The sequence below is a fragment of the Novimethylophilus kurashikiensis genome (assembly GCF_003112435.1).
Lineage (GTDB): Bacteria > Pseudomonadota > Gammaproteobacteria > Burkholderiales > Methylophilaceae > Novimethylophilus > Novimethylophilus kurashikiensis.
This window is the reverse complement of the sequence record NZ_BDOQ01000006.1, coordinates 62,233-83,418: the sequence shown is the minus strand read 5'-3', so window position 1 is coordinate 83,418 and position 21,186 is coordinate 62,233. Positions and strand designations below refer to the sequence as shown.

The 21,186-nt window shown below is 57.6% G+C and carries 15 protein-coding genes and 1 tRNA gene; 14 read left to right on the top strand and 2 right to left on the bottom strand.

Going from position 1 to position 21,186, the window contains the following annotated elements; genetic code table 11:
- The first annotated feature begins 51 nt into the window (after window positions 1–51).
- The 11 genes from NMK_RS07940 (at window position 52) to NMK_RS07890 (ending at window position 15,315) form a co-directional block, all read left to right on the top strand.
- The gene (locus NMK_RS07940) at window positions 52–1,935 is read left to right on the top strand and encodes an EAL domain-containing response regulator (protein WP_109015248.1); all 1,884 of its coding nucleotides are present in this window, start codon (window positions 52–54) and stop codon (window positions 1,933–1,935) included.
- A 45-nt stretch (window positions 1,936–1,980) separates the two neighbouring features.
- Entirely contained in the window at window positions 1,981–7,704 is a 5,724-nt protein-coding gene (locus NMK_RS07935; RefSeq protein ID WP_227871417.1) for a HAMP domain-containing protein, read from the top strand.
- A gap of 152 nt (window positions 7,705–7,856) precedes the next feature.
- The gene (gene thrS / locus NMK_RS07930; protein WP_109015247.1) at window positions 7,857–9,776 is read left to right on the top strand and encodes a threonine--tRNA ligase; all 1,920 of its coding nucleotides are present in this window, start codon (window positions 7,857–7,859) and stop codon (window positions 9,774–9,776) included.
- Window positions 9,777–9,808: 32 nt separating this feature from the next.
- Window positions 9,809–10,339 (top strand): translation initiation factor IF-3, encoded by a 531-nt coding sequence (infC, locus tag NMK_RS07925; RefSeq protein ID WP_109015246.1) that lies wholly within the window; start codon window positions 9,809–9,811, stop codon window positions 10,337–10,339.
- Window positions 10,340–10,434: 95 nt separating this feature from the next.
- Window positions 10,435–10,632, top strand: a complete 198-nt coding sequence (rpmI, locus tag NMK_RS07920; RefSeq protein ID WP_109015245.1) for a 50S ribosomal protein L35 — start codon at window positions 10,435–10,437, stop codon at window positions 10,630–10,632.
- Window positions 10,633–10,644: 12 nt separating this feature from the next.
- A complete protein-coding gene (gene rplT, locus NMK_RS07915) occupies window positions 10,645–11,007 on the top strand; it encodes a 50S ribosomal protein L20 (RefSeq protein ID WP_109015244.1) in 363 nt (120 codons plus the stop codon).
- Window positions 11,008–11,070: 63 nt separating this feature from the next.
- The gene (pheS, locus tag NMK_RS07910; RefSeq protein WP_109015429.1) at window positions 11,071–12,054 is read left to right on the top strand and encodes a phenylalanine--tRNA ligase subunit alpha; all 984 of its coding nucleotides are present in this window, start codon (window positions 11,071–11,073) and stop codon (window positions 12,052–12,054) included.
- A gap of 5 nt (window positions 12,055–12,059) precedes the next feature.
- Window positions 12,060–14,417: a phenylalanine--tRNA ligase subunit beta gene (gene pheT / locus NMK_RS07905; protein ID WP_109015243.1), complete on the top strand. Its 2,358-nt coding sequence runs from the start codon at window positions 12,060–12,062 to the stop codon at window positions 14,415–14,417.
- Window positions 14,418–14,431: 14 nt separating this feature from the next.
- Window positions 14,432–14,731 (top strand): integration host factor subunit alpha, encoded by a 300-nt coding sequence (locus NMK_RS07900; RefSeq protein ID WP_109015242.1) that lies wholly within the window; start codon window positions 14,432–14,434, stop codon window positions 14,729–14,731.
- Entirely contained in the window at window positions 14,715–15,149 is a 435-nt protein-coding gene (locus tag NMK_RS07895; protein WP_109015241.1) for a MerR family transcriptional regulator, read from the top strand. Before NMK_RS07900 ends, NMK_RS07895 begins: the two co-directional genes overlap by 17 nt.
- Window positions 15,150–15,238: 89 nt before the next feature.
- A tRNA-Pro gene (locus NMK_RS07890) sits at window positions 15,239–15,315 on the top strand.
- Window positions 15,316–15,390: 75 nt separating this feature from the next.
- Here NMK_RS07890 and NMK_RS07885 read toward each other — a convergent pair.
- A complete protein-coding gene (locus NMK_RS07885) occupies window positions 15,391–15,753 on the bottom strand; it encodes a hypothetical protein (protein ID WP_109015240.1) in 363 nt (120 codons plus the stop codon).
- Between the two features lie 142 nt (window positions 15,754–15,895).
- On the opposite strand from NMK_RS07885, the gene NMK_RS07880 reads away from it, so the two are divergent.
- From NMK_RS07880 to eda, 3 genes are all read left to right on the top strand, one after another.
- Window positions 15,896–17,155 (top strand): MFS transporter, encoded by a 1,260-nt coding sequence (locus NMK_RS07880; protein WP_109015239.1) that lies wholly within the window; start codon window positions 15,896–15,898, stop codon window positions 17,153–17,155.
- Window positions 17,156–17,428: 273 nt separating this feature from the next.
- Window positions 17,429–19,249, top strand: coding sequence for a phosphogluconate dehydratase (gene edd / locus NMK_RS07875; RefSeq protein ID WP_109015238.1), 1,821 nt, complete (start codon window positions 17,429–17,431; stop codon window positions 19,247–19,249).
- Window positions 19,240–19,884 (top strand): bifunctional 4-hydroxy-2-oxoglutarate aldolase/2-dehydro-3-deoxy-phosphogluconate aldolase, encoded by a 645-nt coding sequence (gene eda, locus NMK_RS07870; RefSeq protein WP_109015237.1) that lies wholly within the window; start codon window positions 19,240–19,242, stop codon window positions 19,882–19,884. Before edd ends, eda begins: the two co-directional genes overlap by 10 nt.
- A 60-nt stretch (window positions 19,885–19,944) precedes the next feature.
- Here the strand turns inward: eda and NMK_RS07865 are convergent, their stop codons facing one another.
- A complete protein-coding gene (locus NMK_RS07865; protein WP_109015236.1) occupies window positions 19,945–21,129 on the bottom strand; it encodes a cation diffusion facilitator family transporter in 1,185 nt (394 codons plus the stop codon).
- Window positions 21,130–21,186: the final 57 nt, after the last annotated feature.

Genomic DNA, 21,186 nt, shown 5'->3' with positions numbered 1-21,186 from the left:
GAGGCTCAAGATTTGTAGCGGTGCGGCGCGACTTTATCCCGGTTAAGCCTGATGCCTCTCATTCCCAAGATTCTGTTGGTCAACGATCATTTGCCTACGTTGACCGCGCTCGAAACCTTGTTGACTGCGCCCCATCCCGAGGAGCAGGAATACGAGGTGCTCACCGCGCAATCCGGCGCGGAAGCTTTGCGCCTAGTGCTGGCCCACCAATTTGCCGTCATCCTGCTCGATGTCAGCATGCCCGACATGGATGGTTTCGAAACCGCCGAGCTCATCCATTCCCGTCCCAGTTCTGCCACTACGCCCATCATTTTCATCACGGCTTATTACGCCGATGAGATGAACCGGCTGCGAGGCTATGAACTCGGCGCGGTCGACTTCCTCATTACCCCGGTGATCCCGCAAATCCTGCGAAGCAAAATCGGCGTGTTCGTCGAGCTGGCCAAGAAAAATCTCGAGCTTGAATCCACCACGCAGCAGCTCGAAGCGCTCAACCAGAACCTGATCGTGCAGCAGATGCGCGAGCTCAAGTATCACAACGAGATGCTGCAACAGGAAATCATCGAGCGACGCCAAGCCGAGCAGCGCGCCCACGAACTCGCCACCCGCGATGCCCTTACCGGGCTGCTCAACCGCCGGTCGCTGCTAGAAGGCCTGGAGTCCGCACTGGTGAGTGCTCGACGCCACGATCACAAGCTGGCCGTGCTGTTTATCGATATGGATCGCTTCAAAACCATCAACGATACGCTGGGCCACGACATCGGCGACCAGCTGCTGATCCAGGCGTCCCAGCGCATCAGTGCCTCGGTACGTGACGAAGACATCGTGGCACGTCTGGGCGGTGACGAATTCGTGGTCGTGGTCAAGGCCATGTCGAGCTATGAAGACGCGGCAAAAATCGCCAACAACATCCTAGAAGCCACGGCGCAACCGTTCGAGATCGGTACTCATTCGATTAAAAATTCGCTCAGCATCGGTATCAGCCTGTTTCCGCAAGATGGCGAGGATGCCCAGTGCCTCACCAAGAAGGCCGACATGGCGATGTATCACGTCAAGAAGGAACAACGTGGCCGCATCTACTTCTACAACGACCACCTCAATTCCCGCGTCATGGAGCGCATGCAGCTTGAGCGCGAATTGCAGCAAGCCCTCGACAAGGGGGAACTGGAGTTGTTCTATCAGCCAAAGATCGATATTGCGAGTGACCGTATCGCTGGCCTGGAAGCCCTGATTCGGTGGCGCCATCCCCAGCGCGGACTATTGCGGAGCGGTGCTTTTATCGATGATGCCATCGAGGCCGAACTGGTTGCGAAGGTGGGGGATTGGGTGATCGCGGCAGCTTGCACCCAATTGCGCCGGTGGCAGGATGCGGGCTTGGAGTTTTACGAGATGCCGTTGGCGGTCAACATTGCCATCCCGCAGATCAATCCCGATTTGCCAAGTTACATTAACCAGGAACTGCAACGCACAGGCCTGCATCCGTCCTATCTTCAACTGGAAATCACCGAATCCCTGCTGATCCGCGACCTAGATCGCGTCGCACATATCCTCCAGGAAATCAGCCATACCGGCGTCACCATTGCCATCGACGATTTCGGCACCGGCTATTCCTCGCTTTCTCGCTTGAAGGCGCTCCCCATCGACATCCTCAAAATCGACCAGTCTTTCGTTCGCAACCTGGAACTGGATCGCAACGACAGCGCCATCATCGCCGCCATCGTCAACATGGCGCATGCCCTTGACCTCAAGGTCGTGGCGGAAGGCGTAGAAACCGAGGCACAACTCAATATCCTGCGCGAACTGCAATGCGACGAGCATCAGGGCTACCTCTACAGCGAACCGCTCAACGCCCACGACATGACCGTCCTGCTCAAGCGCAAGCAACGACGCCTGCGTAGCATTCCCGCTTCCCGTGCGCTCACCGCTCACGGCTAATCCCTAAGATCTTCACCCCATCAACCGACACCCAAGGACACCATCATGGACATGATGACCGACGAAATCACGGGCACCCACGCACGCGAGTTGCTGCTTGCCATGGTGGCGTTCAAGAAAGGCGACTTCTCCACGCGGTTGCCTTCCGACTGGACCGGATTGGCGGGCAAGATCGCCGACACCTTCAACGAAGTCATCGAAACCAACGAGCAGATGGCGCAAAGCATCGTCAAGGTGAGCCGCGTGGTCGGTCACGACGGACGGCTGACGCAACGTGCACCGCTCGTCAACGCTTCCGGGGGGTGGGCCACCATCACGACCTCGGTCAATACCTTGATCGACGACCTGGTGCGCCCGACGACCGAAATGGCACGCGTGATCGGCGCGGTCGCCAAGGGTGACTTGTCCCAGACCATGTCGCTCGACGTGGACGGACGTCTGCTCAAGGGCCAGTTCCTGCGGGCGGCAGAAACGGCGAATACCATGGTCGCGCAGTTGAGTTCTTTCGCCGCCGAAGTGACCCGGGTGGCGCGTGAAGTGGGCACCGAAGGCAAGCTGGGCGGACAGGCCGAAGTGACTGGCGTCGCAGGCACTTGGAAAGACTTGACCGATTCGGTCAATTCCATGGCCGGTAACCTGACCTCGCAAGTGCGAAACATTGCAGAGGTGACGACGGCGGTGGCCAACGGCGACCTCTCCAAGAAAATTACCGTCGACGTGCGCGGCGAAATCCTCCAGCTCAAGGACACCATCAATACCATGGTGGACCAGTTGCGGTCCTTCGCCTCGGAAGTGACGCGGGTGGCGCGGGAAGTGGGTACCGAAGGCAAGCTGGGCGGCCAGGCTTATGTGCCGGGCGTAGGCGGGACATGGAAAGACTTGACCGACAACGTCAACTTCATGGCGTCCAACCTGACGGCGCAGGTGCGGAATATTGCAGACGTGACGACGGCCGTGGCAAACGGAGACTTGTCGAAGAAGATTACGGTGGATGTGAAGGGTGAAATCCTCCAGCTCAAGGACACCATCAACGTGATGGTGGACCAGCTCTCTTCGTTCGCTTCCGAAGTGACACGGGTGGCGCGAGAAGTGGGGACCGAAGGCAAGCTGGGCGGCCAGGCCAATGTGAAAGGCGTGGCCGGTACATGGAAAGATTTGACCGATTCGGTGAACTCTATGGCCGGTAACCTGACCGGCCAGGTGCGGAACATCGCCGAGGTGACGACGGCCGTGGCGAACGGCGACTTGTCGAAGAAAATTACCGTCGATGTGAAAGGCGAAATCCTCGAACTCAAGAACACCATCAACGTCATGGTGGACCAGCTTAATTCCTTCGCTTCAGAGGTGACGCGGGTGGCGCGCGAGGTGGGTACGGAAGGCAAGCTGGGCGGCCAGGCCAATGTGCCGGAAGTGGCCGGTACGTGGAAGGACTTGACCGATTCGGTGAACTCCATGGCCGGTAACCTGACCGGGCAGGTGCGTAACATCGCGGAAGTGACCACGGCGGTGGCGAACGGCGATCTGTCGAAAAAGATCACCGTGGATGTGAAGGGTGAGATTCTCGAGCTCAAGATCACCATCAACACCATGGTGGACCAGCTTTCCTCGTTTGCCTCGGAAGTGACGCGGGTGGCGCGTGAGGTGGGTACCGAAGGCAAGCTGGGCGGGCAGGCTTATGTACCGGGTGTTGGCGGTACCTGGAAGGACTTGACCGACAACGTCAATTTTATGGCCTCCAACCTGACCGGCCAGGTGCGGAACATTGCCGAAGTGACCACGGCCGTGGCGCGCGGCGACTTGTCCAAGAAGATCGCGGTGCACGTGAAGGGCGAGATTCTGGAACTCAAGAACACCATCAATACCATGGTGGACCAACTTTCCTCGTTCGCTTCAGAAGTCACGCGGGTGGCGCGAGAAGTGGGTACCGAGGGCAAGCTGGGTGGCCAGGCTGAGGTTACAGGGGTGGCAGGGACCTGGAAAGACCTCACCGACTCGGTGAACTCCATGGCTGGCAACTTGACGGCGCAGGTGCGGAATATCGCCGACGTAACGACCGCGGTGGCAAACGGCGATCTTTCCAAGAAGATCACCGTGGACGTGAAGGGCGAAATCCTCGAGCTCAAGAACACCATCAACGTCATGGTGGACCAGTTGCGGTCGTTTGCTTCTGAAGTGACGCGGGTAGCCCGCGAAGTAGGTACCGAAGGTCGCTTGGGAGGCCAGGCCAATGTGCCGGGTGCATCGGGCACGTGGAAGGACCTCACCGAAAACGTCAACTTCATGGCTTCCAACCTGACCTCCCAGGTGCGCAATATCGCCGCGGTGACGACGGCTGTGGCGCGCGGCGACTTGTCGAAGAAGATTACCGTGGACGTGAAAGGCGAAATCCTCGAGCTCAAGGACACTATCAACGTCATGGTCGACCAATTGAGCTCGTTCGCATCGGAAGTCACGCGGGTGGCTTGGGAAGTGGGTACCGAGGGCAAGCTGGGCGGCCAGGCGCAGGTCAAGGGCGCTGCCGGTACCTGGAAGGACCTGACCGACAACGTGAACTTCATGGCCGCTAACCTCACGGCTCAGGTGCGCGGCATCGCCGGCGTGGTGAGCGCGGTGGCACAGGGCGACTTGAAGAAGAAATTGACCGTGGTCGCCCGCGGCGAAATTGCGACCCTGGCGAATACCATCAACGAGATGATCGATACCCTGGCCGTGTTCGCCGATCAGGCGACCACGGTGGCTCGCGAGGTGGGCGTGGAAGGCAAGCTGGGCGGCCAGGCCAGCGTTCCGGGCGCGGCGGGCACCTGGAAGGATTTGACCGAGAATGTGAACCAGCTCGCGGCTAACTTGACGACGCAGGTGCGTGCGATTGCTGAAGTGGCAACGGCCGTGACGCGCGGCGACTTGTCGCGGTCGATCCAGGTGGAAGCCCGCGGCGAAGTGGCGGACCTCAAGGACAACATCAACGAGATGATCCGCAACCTCAAGGAAACCACGCAGAAGAACGCGCAGCAGGATTGGCTCAAGACCAACCTGGCGCGTTTCACCCGCACGATGCAGGGCCAGCGAGACTTGGAAACGGTGACGTCGCTCATCCTGTCCGAACTCGCTCCTCTGATTTCCGCCCACTACGGTATGTTCTACATGATGAGCGCCAACGTGAGGGAACCGCGCTTGCACATGATCGCGAGCTACGGTTTCAGGGAAATCAACGATTTCGGCATGTCCTTCCTGCCGGGCGAGGGCTTGGTGGGCCAGTGCGCCAAGGAGAAGCAGCGCATTCTGCTCAACAATATCCCGCCGAATTACCTCATCGTCTCATCCGGCATGGGTGCGGCAGCGCCGACCAATATCGTCGTTCTGCCTATCCTGTTCGAGCAGCAGGTCAAGGCTGTCATCGAAATCGCCTCGCTGGAGCGCTTTACCGACACGCATTTGTCTTTCCTCGACCAGTTGATGGAGTCGGTCGGCGTGGTGCTCAATACTATCGAAGCCAATAGTCGTACGGAAAGCCTGCTGAAGCAGTCCCAATCCTTGACGCAAGAACTCCAGCAGACCAATCAGGAACTCGCGGAAAAGGCGCGGCTCTTGTCCGACCAGAACATTGAGGTGGAACGCAAGAACCGCGAGGTGGAACAGGCCAAGCTGGCACTGGAAGAAAAGGCGACGCAGTTAGCGCTGTCTTCCAAGTACAAGTCGGAATTCTTGGCGAACATGTCGCACGAGTTGCGCACACCGCTCAACAGCTTGCTGATTCTAGCCCAGCAGCTGAGCAACAATCCGGATTCCCACCTGTCGGAAAAAGAAGTCGAGTTCGCCAAGATGATTCACGGTTCCGGCAGCGATTTGCTGACCTTGATCAACGACATCCTCGACCTCTCCAAGATCGAATCCGGCACTGTGACGCTGGAAGTCAGCGATTACCGTCTTGAAACACTGCGCGCCTACATGGAGCGTACTTTCAAGCACATGGCCGAGGTCAAGCGTATCGACTTCTCCATCAACCTGCACGAATCGACTCCGGAAACCATTACGACCGATTCGACGCGCTTGCAGCAGATTCTTAAAAATCTGCTTTCCAATGCCTTCAAGTTCACCTCTCGCGGCAGCGTGTCGCTCAAGATCGGCATGGTGGAAAGCGGATGGACGCTGGACCATCCCAACCTGTCCAAGACAGGAGGCGTGATCGCATTTTCCGTATCCGACACCGGCGTCGGTATCCCGGACGACAAGCTGCAGCTGATCTTCGAAGCATTCCAGCAGGCCGACGGCAGTACGGCGCGCAAATACGGCGGCACGGGGTTGGGGTTATCCATCAGCCGTGAATTGGCACGCCTGTTGGGCGGCGAAATCCAGGTCAGCAGCAAGGTGGGCGAGGGCAGTATCTTCACCCTGTTCCTGCCGTATGCCCGCGGCGAGGTGGTAGCTTACGACAAGGCCAGCAGCAAGGCGTTGCCGGCCTTTTTGCCCGACGTGGTGTACGTGACCAAGGAGGTGGGCACCGAGATTACCGATGCCGTCAAAATGAACCATCAGGCCGATCTGACGGATATGGACGAGGAGGCGACCTTCGACGACCGCACCTTCATGGCACCGGGCGACCCGTCGGTATTGATCGTGGTCTCTGACGCCGAGTTGGCTCACTTGCTGTTGGAACAGGCGCGGGAGCGCAATTTCAAGGGCATCTTTACCTTAAGCGGAGAATCCGCGCTCACTCTGGCGCGTGATTACCAGCCTACGGCCATTTTGCTGGATGTCGACCTGCCGGGCATCGAAGGCTTTACCGTGCTGGAGATGCTGAAGCGGCATCCCAATACCCGTCATCTGCCCGTTCATGTGTTTTCTCAAAACCTTCAACGCGAGCGTGCGCTACGGCAAGGAGCGATTTCGTTCCTGCAAAAGCCTTTGTCCTCGGAACGCATCGCGCAGGAGTTCACCTTCATCCAGCAATACCTGGTGGCCGGTAAGCGCAAACTGCTGGTGGTGGAGGACGACAAGGCGCAGCAATTGGCGATCAGCCAGTTGATCGGGGAAAGCGATGTGGAAATCACCGTTGCCGAATCGGGCCGCGCCGCCTTCGAAACCGTCATGCAAACCTCGTTCGATTGCATGGTGCTGGACTTGTCACTGCCGGACATGGACGGTTTCGAACTGGTGAGCCTGATGAGCGAGGACGAGAAGCTGCGAGCGCTGCCGGTGGTGATCTATACCGCCAAGGACCTGGGCGATGAGGAATCGGAAAAGCTCAAGACCATGGCGAAATCCATCGTGCTCAAGGACGCGCGCTCCCCTGAGCGCTTGTTGAGCGAAACCGCCTTGTTCCTCCATCGCTCGCCTGCAGTGCTCACGGAGCAGCAGCGGCGCATGCTGGAAGAGCTGCAGGTGACGGACTACAGCCTCGCCGGTAAGACGGTGCTGATCGTGGACGATGACATGCGCAATATCTTTGCGTTGAGTTCGGTGCTGGAAAAGCAGGAGATGATCGTGCTGCACGCCGAAAACGGCCGCAGCGGTATCGACGTGTTGAAAAACAATCCGGGCATCGAGATCGTGCTGATGGACATCATGATGCCGGAGATGGACGGCTACGACACTATGCGGGCCATTCGCAAGATTCCCGAGTTCAAGGCGCTGCCCATCATCACGCTGACCGCCAAGGCGATGAAGGGCGACCGCGACAAATGCATCTCGGCGGGCGCTTCGGATTACATCACCAAGCCGGTCGATATGGCCCAGTTGCTGTCGTTGATGCGCGTCTGGCTGTACAAGTAAGGGAAGCAAATGCCCGGTTTTACCGTCAATTAATCAGCTCTCCGGGATTTATGCGATAATGCCGGGCATTCCAAGCAATGCCACAAAAGCCGTTTTGCGGCTTTTGTCGTTTTTGCACTTTGCCGATAACGAAGAACCGAGCGGAAGAATCCATGCCTGTTGTACGCCTGCCTGACGGCTCCGAACGCCCATTTGAAGCGCCTGTGACCATTGCCGAGGTCGCGCAAAGTATCGGGGCGGGCCTTGCCCGCGCTGCATTGGCCGGCAAGGTGACCGTAGACGGTACCACGCGCACCGTGGATACCTCCTACCTGATCGACCGCGACGTCGATTTGTCGATTATCACCGATCGCGATCCGGACGGCCTGGACATCATCCGCCACTCTACCGCCCACTTGCTGGCTTATGCGGTCAAGGAGTTGTTCCCCGAAGCCCAGGTGACCATTGGGCCCGTCATCGACAACGGCTTTTATTACGACTTTTCGTACAAGCGCCCTTTTACCCCGGAAGACCTCGAAGCCATCGAAAAGCGCATGGCCGAACTCGCCAAGCGCGACATTCCGGTCACGCGTAAAGTCTTGCCGCGCGACGCAGCCATTGCGTATTTCAAGTCCATCGGCGAACACTACAAGGCCGAGATCATCGGCAGCATCCCGCAGGATCAAGAAGTATCGCTTTATACCGAGGGCGAATTCACCGACTTGTGCCGCGGCCCGCACGTGCCTTCCACCGGCAAGCTCAAGGTATTCAAGCTGATGAAGGTGGCTGGAGCCTACTGGCGCGGCGACTCCAAGAACGAGATGCTGCAACGCGTCTACGGCACGGCCTGGGCCAAGAAGGAAGATCAGGACGCCTACCTGCATGCGCTGGAAGAAGCTGAGAAGCGCGACCACCGTAAGTTGGGCAAGCAGTTCGACCTGTTCCACATGCAGGACGAAGCGCCTGGCATGGTGTTCTGGCACCCCAAGGGCTGGTCGCTTTGGCAGCAGATCGAGCAGTACATGCGCAACAAGTTTGTAGAACATGGCTACCAAGAGGTGCGCACGCCAACGGTGATGGATCGTACCCTGTGGGAGAAATCCGGCCACTGGGAAAACTACCGCGACAACATGTTCACCACGGCTTCCGAAAACCGCGACTACGCGGTGAAGCCCATGAACTGCCCGGGTCACGTGCAAATCTTCAACCACGGCCTGCACAGCTACCGCGAATTGCCGCTGCGTCTCGCGGAGTTCGGTTCCTGCCATCGCAACGAGCCTTCCGGCGCGCTGCATGGCCTGATGCGCGTGCGCGGCTTTACGCAGGACGACGCGCATATCTTCTGTACCGAAGAGCAGATTCAGTCCGAAGTGTCTTCCTTCATCGTCATGCTGCAGCAGGTATATGCCGATTTCGGTTTTAATGACGTGCTGGTCAAGCTGTCTACCCGCCCGGAGAAGCGCGTCGGTTCCGACGAAACCTGGGATAAGGCCGAAGCCGGCCTGGCTGCCGCGCTTGAGCAGAACGGCCTCGCTTACGACCTGCAGCCCGGCGAAGGCGCCTTCTACGGCCCCAAGATCGAATTCACGCTCAAGGATTCGCTGGGTCGCCTGTGGCAGTGCGGTACGATTCAGCTCGACTTCAACCTGCCGGTTCGTTTGTCAGCAGAGTATGTAGCCGAAGACAACAGTCGCAAGCCGCCCGTCATGCTGCACCGCGCCATCCTAGGCTCCATGGAGCGCTTCATCGGCATCCTCATCGAAAACTATGCCGGTGCGCTGCCGCTGTGGTTGTCGCCGGTGCAGGCGGTGGTGATGAGCATCACCGATGCGCACGCGCCGTATGCCGAACAAGTGGCCGAAGAACTCAAGAAAAACGGCTTCCGTGTGGCGTCGGACTTGAGAAATGAGAAAATAACCTATAAAATTCGCGAACATAGCCTACAGCGCCAGCCTTACCTCCTTGTAACGGGGGAGCGCGAGATGCAAAGTGGGCAAGTTGCCGTGCGTACCCGCAAGGGCGAAGACCTGGGATCCATGCCGCTGCAAGCCTTTATCGACAGGCTGCGGGCTGAGGTCGAAAGCCGAGGGTAATCGCGCGGTTTGTTTTTTAACGACTTGGAGAAATAGCTATAGCTCAGGATAAAGAAACCCGAATCAACGGCGAGATTACTGCGTCGGAAATTCGGTTGGTGGGCCCGGAAGGCGAGCCGATTGGCATCGTCACTCTGCATCAGGCATTGGCAGCAGCGGAAGAAGCCGAACTCGACTTGGTCGAGATTGCGCCGACAGCGAAGCCGCCTGTTTGTCGTCTCATGGATTACGGCAAGTTCAAGTACCGTGAGAGCAAGAAGCAGCACGAGGCCCGACTGAAGCAGAAGCAGGTCCAGGTCAAGGAAGTCAAGTTCCGTCCTGGGACGGATGAAGGGGACTATCAGGTCAAGCTGCGTAACCTGAAGAACTTCCTCGGCGATGGGGATAAAGCCAAGATCACCCTGCGTTATCGCGGGCGCGAAATCACCCATCAGGAATTGGGGCAAGCAATGCTGAAGCGGATTGAAGCGGATCTTTCCGAATTCGCGACAGTTGAGCAATACCCTAAAATGGAGGGCCGTCAGCTAGTGATGGTGCTGGCCCCCCATAAGAAAGCGAAGTAATCCTTCGCAAGCAACAGCAGGCGACGTGGCCTGGGTATAAACCCTACAAGGCATGCCCGATCGCTTGTTTCGAGTAATCCAGACAGGAGTACAAAATGCCCAAGATGAAGACCAAGAGCGGTGCTGCCAAGCGCTTCAAAGTGCGCGCAGGCGGTAGCATCAAGCGGGGACAGGCGTTCAAGCGTCACATCCTCACCAAGAAGACCACCAAGAACAAGCGTCATCTGCGTGGTTCCGTCGATGTGGTTGCGAGCGATGTCAAGTCGATCCGCGCCATGATGCCGTTCGCGTAAAGGAGAGAGACCATGCCAAGAGTCAAACGTGGTGTCATCGCCCGCGCACGTCACAAGAAGGTTTTAGACGCAGCCAAGGGTTACCGCGGCCGTCGCAAGAACGTCTACCGCATTGCCAAGCAAGCGGTGATGAAGGCAGGCCAATACGCCTATCGCGACCGTCGTCAAAGAAAGCGTCAGTTCCGTGCTCTGTGGATCGCCCGTATCAACGCCGGCGCCCGCGAGTATGGCCTTACCTACAGCCGTTTCATGAACGGTCTGAAGAAGGCCGCGATCGAAGTCGATCGCAAGGTTCTGGCCGATCTGGCTGTATTCGACAAGCCGGCATTCGCTAAGATTGCCGACCTGGCGAAAGCTAGCCTAGGCGCCGTTTAAATCCGGTGACCGCAAAAAAGGAGGCTTTCGGGCCTCCTTTTTTTGTTGCCTCAAATCCTGAATATGAGCAATTTCGAACATTTGATTTCCGAAGCGCAAGCATCGCTAGCGACGGTAGCCTCCATTGTCGACCTCGAGCAGGTCAAGGCGCGCTATCTGGGCAAGAGCGGCGTGCTGACCGAGCAACTGAAGCAACTCGGTAAACTGCCTCCAGAAGAACGCCGCACCGCCGGCAGCGTGATCAACCAGGCCAAGCAGGCCGTGGAAGAATTGGTCGCCGCTCGCCGAGAACAGTTGCTGGCTGAAGAGCAGGCGAAAAAACTCGCTGCGGAAGTGATCGACGTGACCTTGCCCGGACGCGGTAAGGCACAGGGCGGACTGCATCCGGTGACGCTGGCATTGCAGCGCATCGAGGAGTTGTTCCGTTCCATCGGATTCGAGGTGGCCCAAGGCCCCGAGATCGAGACCGATTTTTATAATTTCACCGCGCTGAACATCCCGGAAGACCATCCGGCCCGCGCCATGCACGATACGTTCTACGTTGACGAAGAGCATGTGCTGCGTACCCATACTTCGCCGGTGCAAATCCGTTACATGCAGAACAAGAAGCCCCCGCTGCGCATCATTGCGCCAGGTCGCGTCTACCGCGTCGACTCCGACGCAACTCACTCGCCCATGTTCCACCAAGTGGAAGGCCTGTGGGTGGACGACCAAGTGAGCTTCGCCAACTTGAAGGGCGTTGTGCAGGATTTCCTACAACGCTTCTTCGAGCGCGACGACCTCCAAGTACGCTTCCGTCCATCCTTCTTCCCGTTCACCGAGCCCTCGGCCGAAATGGACATGAGTTGGGGCGATAAATGGCTGGAAATCGGTGGTTGCGGCATGGTGCATCCTAATGTGCTGAAGCACGTGGATATCGATGCCGAGCAATACCGCGGATTTGCCTTCGGCCTTGGCGTCGAGCGTCTCGCCATGTTGCGCTACGGTGTGAACGACCTGAGATTGTTCTTCGAGAACGATCTCCGTTTCCTCAAACAGTTTTCCTAAAAAATATGAAGTTCTCCGAAAATTGGCTGCGTAGTTACGTCGATCCGAAGCTGTCCAGCGACGAACTGAACCATTTGCTGACCATGGCTGGATTGGAAGTCGAATCCCAGGAGCCTGTTGCGCCTGTCTTCAACAAAGTCGTCATTGCACACATCCTGAGTGCAGAAAAACATCCGGACGCCGATCGCCTGCAGGTGCTGCGCGTGGATGTGGGACAGGGTGAGCCGTTGCAAATCGTGTGTGGCGGCGCAAATGCCCGGGTTGGGTTGAAGTCTGCCTGCGCGCTTGTCGGCGCCAGCCTGCCAGGATTCGAAATCAAGCGCGCCAAGGTGCGTGGTGTCGAGTCTTTCGGCATGATGTGTTCCGAGAAGGAGCTCGGCTTGGCTGCTGAAAGTGCCGGCATTATTGAACTGCCCGAAGATGCGCCTGTTGGCCAGGACGTCCGGGAGTATTTCGATCTCAACGACCAAGTATTCGAGCTCAAGCTCACCCCCAATCGCAGCGATTGCTTGAGCCTAGCCGGCATCGCTCGCGATGTTTCTGCACTCACGAGCGCCCCGCTTAAAATGCCGCAGGTCGGCGAAGTCTCGGTGACTACCCAGCAGACCGGAAATGTGCGCGTTGATGCCCAAGTGGCGTGCCCGCGGTATTGCGGTCGTGTGATTACTGGTGTGAATGCACAGGCCGAAACGCCGCTCTGGATGCGCCGCCAGCTCGAACGCAGCGGTTTGCGAGGCATTAGCGCGGTCGTGGATATCACCAATTACGTCCTGCTCGAAATGGGACAGCCCCTGCATGCTTTCGATCTCGCCAAGTTGACCGGTGATATTCAGGTTCGCATGGCAAAGCAGGGCGAATCGCTGACGCTGCTGAACGATCAGGTGGCCGAATTGCATGACGACATGCTCGTCATCGCGGATGGAAGCGGTCCGATCGCGTTGGCCGGCATCATGGGTGGATCGAGCACGGCTGTTTCGGATGCGACGACAAATATTTTTCTGGAAAGTGCTTATTTCGCCCCTGCGGCGATTGCCGGACGGGCACGCCGCCTCGGCTTGTCCACCGATTCGTCCTACCGTTTCGAACGGGGGGTGGACTTTGCAGCTACCCGTACCTGCCTTGAACGGGCCACGCAGCTTATCCTCGAAATTTGCGGCGGCCAGGCTGGCCCAGTGACAGAAGTCGCGGCAGCATTGCCTATACGACAGCCGGTAAGCCTGCGCCTCAGCAAGGCTGTCGATGTGCTGGGTATCCCGCTCACGCAGGAAAAAGTCGCCGATTTGCTGACGCGACTGCAATTCCAGTTCACGCAGGATGGTGACGTCTTTACGGTCACGCCGCCCAGTTATCGTTTCGATATCGTGATCGAAGAAGATCTCATCGAGGAAATCGTGCGCCTGCACGGCTACGAGCACTTGCCCGCGCTGCCGCCGAAAAACGATGCACTGGTCATGCTGCCCTCCGATGAAAGCAAACGCGGATTGGCTCGCCTGCGCCAGTTGCTGGTGGATGCCGATTATCGCGAAGCGATTACCTACAGCTTTGTGGATGCTGCGTGGGAACGCGATCTGATGGGCAATGTTGCCGCGATTCCATTGCGCAATCCCATCGCCAGCAACATGAGCGTGATGCGTTCCTCCTTGTGGGGCGGATTGCTGGATGCGCTGCAATACAACCTCAATCGAACCCAAGCGCGCGTGCGCTTGTTCGAAGTGGGTGCCTGTTTTTACCAGGAAGGTACTTCGTATCGCGAGATCACCCATATTGGCGGTCTGTGTTACGGCGATGCGTACCCAGAACAATGGGGCGAAACGGAACGCAGTGTGGATTTCTTCGACGTTAAAACGGATGTCGAGGCGCTCGTCGGTGCCGGCGCTGTCTTTAAGCCGGCGCAGCATCCTGCCTTGCATCCGGGGCAGACGGCACAGGTATGGCTAAACGGTCGTGCTATCGGCTGGATCGGTACGCTGCATCCGCGCTGGCAGCAGCATTACGATTTCCCACGAGGCGTGGTGTTGTTCGAACTGGAACTGGACGCCCTGAATTCTAAGGCGGTGCCTAAATACGCCGAGATTTCCAAGTTCCCCACCACGCGACGCGACCTCGCTGTCGTAGTGGATGAAAATATTCCGGTACAGGACATGCTGGACGCGATGCGTGCGGCGTCCGAAACCTTGGTAAATGACGTTGCAGTATTCGATATCTATCGCGGAAAAGGAATTGCTGAAGGCCAAAAAAGTGTTGCTTTTCTGGTGCTTATGCAAGATACTCAAAAAACACTGACCGACGAAGATGCCGATGCGGCAATGGTTAAATTGATTGCCGTGCTCACCAATAATTTCGGCGCGGCCCTGCGTAGTTGAAGGAAAAAATCCAAATGACATTGACTAAAGCTGATTTGGCGGACCTGCTATTCGAACAGGTCGGCCTGAATAAGCGTGAAGCCAAGGACATGGTTGAAGCATTTTTCGAGGAAATCCGTACCTCGTTAGAAGATGGGGATAGTGTGAAGCTTTCCGGCTTCGGAAATTTCGAACTGCGTCAAAAGTCCGAGCGCCCAGGCCGCAATCCCAAGACCGGGGAAGAAATTCCCATCACGGCGCGCCGCGTTGTGACATTCCACGCCAGCCAAAAACTGAAGACCCAAGTGGACGAGGCTTATGCAGGAACAAATTGATAAGGCACCGCTGCCGCCTATTCCAGCCAAGCGTTATTTCACCATCGGTGAAGTGAGCGAGTTGTGCGGCGTCAAGCCGCACGTGCTCCGCTACTGGGAACAGGAGTTTACACAGCTCAAGCCTGTCAAGCGTCGTGGCAACCGCCGCTACTACCAGCATCATGAAGTCCTATTGATCCGCCGCATTCGCGAACTGCTCTATCAGCAAGGCTTTACCATCAACGGTGCGCGTAATCGCCTGGAAGAAGGTGACCTCGGCGAAGAGTCGCACACCGAAATCGCCATTGACCCTCAAGTGGCAAGTGCCGTTGTGCCGGTCGTGCAAGCAGCACCTGCCCAGCCAGCTTATGATTGGGTTGGTTTGCGTTCCGAACTGGCCGAAGTGCTCGATTTGCTGCGCGCACCGCTGCACCAATAAATAATTTCTCCAAGCGTTGTAGCGGCATGCAAATGTTTCCGCTATAATGCGCGCCTGCTTGAGAGGGCGTTAGCTCTCTCGGGCTCGGTCGGGATGTAGCGCAGCCTGGTAGCGCACTTGCATGGGGTGCAAGGGGTCGCGAGTTCGAATCCCGCCATCCCGACCAATTTCCCTAGGGAAAGCAAAAAGCCGCGATAAGCGGCTTTTTTATTTTCTGAATCGCGCTCGCTTTTCTTGTGTGCTAAATGATCCCTTTCTCTTTCATCAGCGCTTTTGAAAACGCCTTCCAGGCATTGCCGCCGTGAGTATGAATGCCTTTATCGGCGCTGGCAGCCATCATGTCCATCATCATCGCGGCCAATGCGAACAGGGTTGCCTTGGCTTGTTTCTGATAATCTCGGTGGGCGTGTTCGTAATCGCTGATAGCCTTCTGAGCGTGTTCCAGCGCCTCTTTCGCCAATGACTGAACCTGGCTTTCGTCATCCCAGTTGATGCCGAGCACGATACCCATGCGTTCGATCTCATGTTCGATGTCTTTGGACTGTTGCTCGCAAAATCCGGCTACGTTGACGTGTGTTTCTAATGCAATCGATTCTTCAGCCATGGAATATTTAGCCTCGTGGCGAGGTCAGATAAAAATTAAGCGCCGCAGCAAAGCGGGCGCGGAGAAAATTCCGGGACATTGTAATCCTGCTTGCCCCTACATGGGCGAGCATCGGTTCTGACTTCAATAACGGAGAGAATACATGCCGATGGCTAAGCCTGTAGCGCTACAGCACATGTTCCGGTCCTTGTCCGGCCGCGATTTTCGGATCTATTTTTTCGGCCAGGTTGTTTCCCTGGTAGGCACCTGGGTACAGCAGGTGGCGCTATCGTGGATCGCCTATCGAGTCACAGGCTCGGCTTTCATGTTAGGGCTGATCGCCTTTTCTGGCCAGATTCCCATGTTGCTGTTGACCCCGGTTGGCGGGATGTTGTCCGACCGAATGAGTCGCCGGGAACTGCTGCTCATCACCCAGTATGCCGAAATGGCCGTTGCCCTGTTGCTGGCCGTACTGGCTTATCGAGGAGCGATGGCGCCGTGGGTATTGGTGGTGACGGCCATATTATCAGGCGTGGCCGCTGCGCTAGAGATGCCGACGCGCCAGGCTTTCGTCACGGAGATTTTGCATGACCCTCGGCATATGTCGAATGCCATTGCCCTTAATTCCCTGACCTTCAACGTGGCCCGCTTGGCGGGCCCGGCAGTCGCCGGCTTGATGCTGGCAGCTTTCGGGGATGTCGTTTGTTTTAGTTTGAATGCTGCCTCCTATATTGCCGCGATTATTTCGTTATGGATGATCCGGCCTGCCAAGCACGTCGAGCGTACAAGAGGAGGGGGCTTGCGCGAGGGGCTGGAATACTTGCGATCCTTCTCGCCCGCGGCCTGGCTCATCGGCGCAGTTGCAGCGGCAAGTTTTTGCGTTTCACCTTTCATGACATTCATGCCGGTCTATGCCAAGGATATTTTCAAAGGCGGCCCGGACATGCTGGGGACGTTGATGGGCGCCTCGGGCATGGGTGCGTTGCTGGCCGCATTGATACTGGCCAACCGCAAGACGGTGTTCGGCTTGGGACGATACATCTGGCGCGGCTTCCTGCTCTGCGGCATAGCCTCGTTGGGGTTCGCTCACAATACGCTACTGACCTTTGCGCTGCCTCTACTGGTGGCGTCCGGCTTCTCGCTGATTACCATTGTCACTTCATGCAATATCCTGTTGCAGACGCTGGTGCCAGAAAACCTTCGCGGGCGGGTGATGGCGCTTTACACCATGTCTTTTATCGGTATGTTGCCGGTGGGGAGTTTGCTGATGGGGAGTGTTGCGCATCACTTCGGCGTACAGACGACATTTTTGATTTCAGGCTTGGCATCACTTGCCATGTTCTACGTTCTGCGAAACGTCCTCCCGACGCTCAAGGAAAAAGCGATGCCCGTTTTATCTGCCAAGGGATTATTTCCCGAGTGATATACTCGGGTATGATTGATGTTGGAAAAGTTACCACAAATGCGGTTGGGGCTTGTTTGGTAAGGCAAACCGCCCACTGTCGCGGAAGAGCTTTTTTGGAATTCTGACGATTTTCGCTTACAATACGTCGATAAAAAACGACTCTGGTAGGCCTAAGTCGATTATATTCAGCCGAGGATTCCCAGTTTCTTTTTCAAGCATTTCTTGTAATTAAACTCGAATCTAGTTTGCCCTCGCCGGGCCGGGATTGCTTTACTTAATAGATACAATCGAATGAAACTAAATCTCACTGTTGCCGAAGTTACACAGCGCATTCGCGAGCGTAGCGCTGAAACCCGTCAAGCCTATCTCCAGCAGCTTGATAAGATGGCCAAGCGTCCGCCGGGTGCATCCCGCATGGGTTGCGCTAACGTGGCGCACTCGTTTGCAGCCATGCCGGCCAACGATAAATTCAAGGTCGTCAAGGAACATGTGCCCAACATCGGCATCGTGACTGCCTACAACGACATGCTGTCGGCACACGCACCGTTCCAGCATTTCCCCGACCTGATCAAGGAAGAGGCTCGCAAGCACAATGCTACCGCTCAAGTTGCGGGCGGCGTGCCTGCCATGTGCGACGGCATTACCCAAGGTATGCCCGGCATGGAGCTTTCGCTGTTTAGCCGCGACGTGATCGCCATGTCGACCTCGGTCGCGCTGAGCCACGACGTGTTCGACGCTACCCTGATGCTCGGCGTATGCGACAAGATTGTTCCGGGCCTGTTGATCGGCGCATTGCATTTCGGCCATCTGCCGACGGTGTTCGTGCCTGCTGGCCCGATGACGTCCGGCTTGTCCAACAGCGAAAAATCCCACATGCGCGTGCTGGCCGCAGAAGGCAAGGTCGGCCGTGAAGAGTTGCTGGAAGCCGAATCCAAGGCCTATCACGGTCCCGGTACCTGTACGTTCTACGGCACTGCCAACAGCAACCAGATGTTGCTGGAAGCCATGGGCCTGCATGTGCCCGGCACGGCATTTATCAATCCGGGCAGCGAATTCCGCAACGAATTGACGCGCGAAGCCGTCCGTACGGTGCTCGATATCACCCGTAACAAGAATTTCACCCCGATCGGCCATGTCGTCGACGAGCGTTGCATTGTCAATGCCATGATCGCTTTGCTGGCAACGGGCGGCTCTACCAATCACCTCATCCATTGGGTGGCTGTGGCACGTGCTGCCGGCATCATCATCAACTGGGACGACTTCTGTACGCTTTCCGACGTGGTGCCGCTCATCGCGCGCGTTTATCCGAACGGCGAAGCCGACGTCAATGCATTCCAGGAAGCAGGCGGCCCTGGCTATGTCATCCGCGAACTCCTGGATGCAGGCCTCATGCACGAAGACGTCGCTACTGTGCGGCCCAACGGCATTCGCGAAGCGACCGGTATCCCGGCGCCCAAGGAAGACGGCAGCATTGTCTGGACAGTGGCTGGCGCTTCCAAGGACGATTCGGTCGTGCGTCCGGTTCCCGCACCGTTCAGCCCCAACGGCGGTATCAAGGTGCTGCGCGGCAACCTCGGCCGCAGCGTCATCAAGATTTCGGCGGTGCCTGAAGACTTGCACGTCATTGAGGCTCCGGCCAAGGTGTTCGATTCGCAAGAATCGCTGATCGCCGCATTCCAGGCTGGCGAGTTGAATATGAACGTGGTGTGCGTGGTGCGCTGGCAAGGCCCGCATGCCAACGGCATGCCCGAACTGCACAAGCTCACGCCGCCGCTCAAGGCGCTGCAAAGCAAGGGCTTCGACGTGGCACTGGTTACCGACGGTCGCATGAGCGGTGCGTCCGGCAAGATTCCTGCTGCGATCCACGTCTCGCCTGAAGCCGCTGCCGGCGGTCCGCTGGCCAAGGTGCAGGACGGCGATATCATCCGCCTCGATGCCATTACCGGTCGCTTGGAAGTGCTGATCGATCCGGAAGACTGGGCCGGTCGCGTACCGAGCAAGATGCCGCACAGCCTGCGCGAATCCAACAACCAAGGCATGGGCCGCGAACTGTTCGCCGGTCTGCGCCACAACGTCACATCTGCTGAAGAAGGAGCTTGCACGTGGCTGTAACCCAAGAAAAACTCACCGCGCTGCAAGTCATGCAGGATGCGCCGGTGATCCCGGTCATCGTGCTCAATGATGTCAAGCATGCCGTTCCCATGGCTAAGGCCTTGGTGGCAGGCGGTATCCGCATGCTGGAAATCACGCTGCGTACCTCGGTCGCACTCGATTGCATGCGCGCTATTGCCGCTGAAGTGCCGGATGCCGTGGTCGGTGCCGGCACCATCCGCAGTGCTGCCGATGCCAAGGCGGCACTCGCCGCCGGTGCCCGCTTCGGCGTTAGCCCGGGCTACACCAGCACGGTCGGCAAGACCTGCCAGGATATCGGCCTGTCGTTGCTGCCTGGCGTTGCTACCGGCAGCGAAATCATGATGGCGCAGGAAGACGGTTTTACCGAACTCAAGTTCTTCCCGGCCATGCAAGCCGGCGGCCCCAACCTGTTGAAGGCCTGGGCCGGTCCGTTCACTGACGTGCGCTTTTGCCCCACCGGCGGCGTTTCTCTCGAGAACGCACCGCAGCTGCTGGCACTGCCTAACGTGGTATGCGTTGGTGGTTCCTGGTTGGTGACGCCGCAAGATCTGGCAAACGGCGATTGGGCGAAGATCACCCAATTGGCGAAGGAAGCCAGTGCGTTAAGCCGCTGATCTTCAAGCGAGTGCAGCAATAAAAAAGGCCGGAATTCCCGGCCTTTTCTTTTAGTTCGATTACTTGATAGTGGTTGGTGCCGCAGAGCAATGCAGCAATACTGAACTAAAAAATTGATGATCGACTAGGCGCTCGTCGATATCGTGCTGCGCTTTGGCCCAGGATTCGCTGCTATCCAACGTACCGTGCGGCAGGAATACCTCGGCTTCGGCCTTTCCGTTGATGTAGTGGAAAACCACTCGCTGGGGTTCAGGCAGATGCTTGATCAGTGGTGCCAGATGTTGCAGCAGTTCATCACGGGGCGGCATCTTTTGCGCATTGGTATCGTGATGCGTATCGTCCTCGGGGTCGACGTGGACCAGTACGTCGGTGATCTCAGGGTGATACCGCAGCACGCGAGCACGCGCCCGTTCGGCGATGCTATGGCCTTCCGAAACACTGATGCGAGGATTGACCAGGATATGCGCGTCGACCAGCCCGCGCTGCGCCATGCGGCGCGTCCGCAGCTCGTGCAGGCTTTCCACCCCCGGCGTATCAATCAGCGTTTGGCGGATTCCGTTAACTTCTTCAATGGAAAGCCCCGCATCGATAAGCTCCTGAAAAGCATCCCAGGCGAACACCACGCCCATGCGTACGATCATGAAGCCCACGATGATCGCTGCGACCGAGTCCGCATAAATAAATCCCAGCAGATTGCCGCCGATGCCTACGGCAACGACGAGCGAAGAAGCTGCATCTGAGCGGGCATGCCAGGCATTCGCGATGAGCATGGGCGAACGCAATTTTTCGCCCACATGCAGCATGTAGCGGAAAAGTCCTTCCTTCGCCACGAGTGCCAATCCGGCTGTCCAAAGCGCGAGCGGCGCAACCGGGGGAAGGTTCTCGATATTCTGCAGCTTGAGCGCCGCGGCGGCCATGATGCCCATGCCTGTCACCGTCAGGATGGCCCCCAGGGCGAACGAGGCCGCCGTCTCGACACGGCCGTGGCCGTAGGGGTGGCTTTCGTCAGCGGGGTCTTTGCTGTGGTAGCTGGCGATGAGGACGAGGAAGTCGCACACCAGGTCGGAAAGCGAGTGCAGGCCGTCCGCGATCAAGCTTTGGGAATGCGCGAAAATGCCGGCAAGGATTTGCACGGCGGTCAGCATGACATTGACGGCAACGCTGACCCAGGTAGATTTGTTCGCCATCGCATGGCGCTCGGGGTCGTCGAATGCAATAGGCGTAAGGTCTTCGCCGGCGCTCATGGCTTCCTCTGATAACAATGATGGTCGAGCGGAATTTTACGCGACTATGGCTGAGTA

Coding starts and splice junctions, on each gene's coding strand:
- NMK_RS07900 (WP_109015242.1), top strand. CDS start 14,432: ATGACATTGACTAAAGCTGATTTGGCGGACCTGCTATTCGAACAGGTC.
- NMK_RS07935 (WP_227871417.1), top strand. CDS start 1,981: ATGGACATGATGACCGACGAAATCACGGGCACCCACGCACGCGAGTTG.
- NMK_RS07885 (WP_109015240.1), bottom strand. CDS start 15,753: ATGGCTGAAGAATCGATTGCATTAGAAACACACGTCAACGTAGCCGGA.
- NMK_RS07865 (WP_109015236.1), bottom strand. CDS start 21,129: ATGAGCGCCGGCGAAGACCTTACGCCTATTGCATTCGACGACCCCGAG.
- NMK_RS07895 (WP_109015241.1), top strand. CDS start 14,715: ATGCAGGAACAAATTGATAAGGCACCGCTGCCGCCTATTCCAGCCAAG.
- thrS (WP_109015247.1), top strand. CDS start 7,857: ATGCCTGTTGTACGCCTGCCTGACGGCTCCGAACGCCCATTTGAAGCG.
- rpmI (WP_109015245.1), top strand. CDS start 10,435: ATGCCCAAGATGAAGACCAAGAGCGGTGCTGCCAAGCGCTTCAAAGTG.
- NMK_RS07880 (WP_109015239.1), top strand. CDS start 15,896: ATGCCGATGGCTAAGCCTGTAGCGCTACAGCACATGTTCCGGTCCTTG.
- NMK_RS07940 (WP_109015248.1), top strand. CDS start 52: ATGCCTCTCATTCCCAAGATTCTGTTGGTCAACGATCATTTGCCTACG.
- pheS (WP_109015429.1), top strand. CDS start 11,071: ATGAGCAATTTCGAACATTTGATTTCCGAAGCGCAAGCATCGCTAGCG.
- edd (WP_109015238.1), top strand. CDS start 17,429: ATGAAACTAAATCTCACTGTTGCCGAAGTTACACAGCGCATTCGCGAG.
- rplT (WP_109015244.1), top strand. CDS start 10,645: ATGCCAAGAGTCAAACGTGGTGTCATCGCCCGCGCACGTCACAAGAAG.
- pheT (WP_109015243.1), top strand. CDS start 12,060: ATGAAGTTCTCCGAAAATTGGCTGCGTAGTTACGTCGATCCGAAGCTG.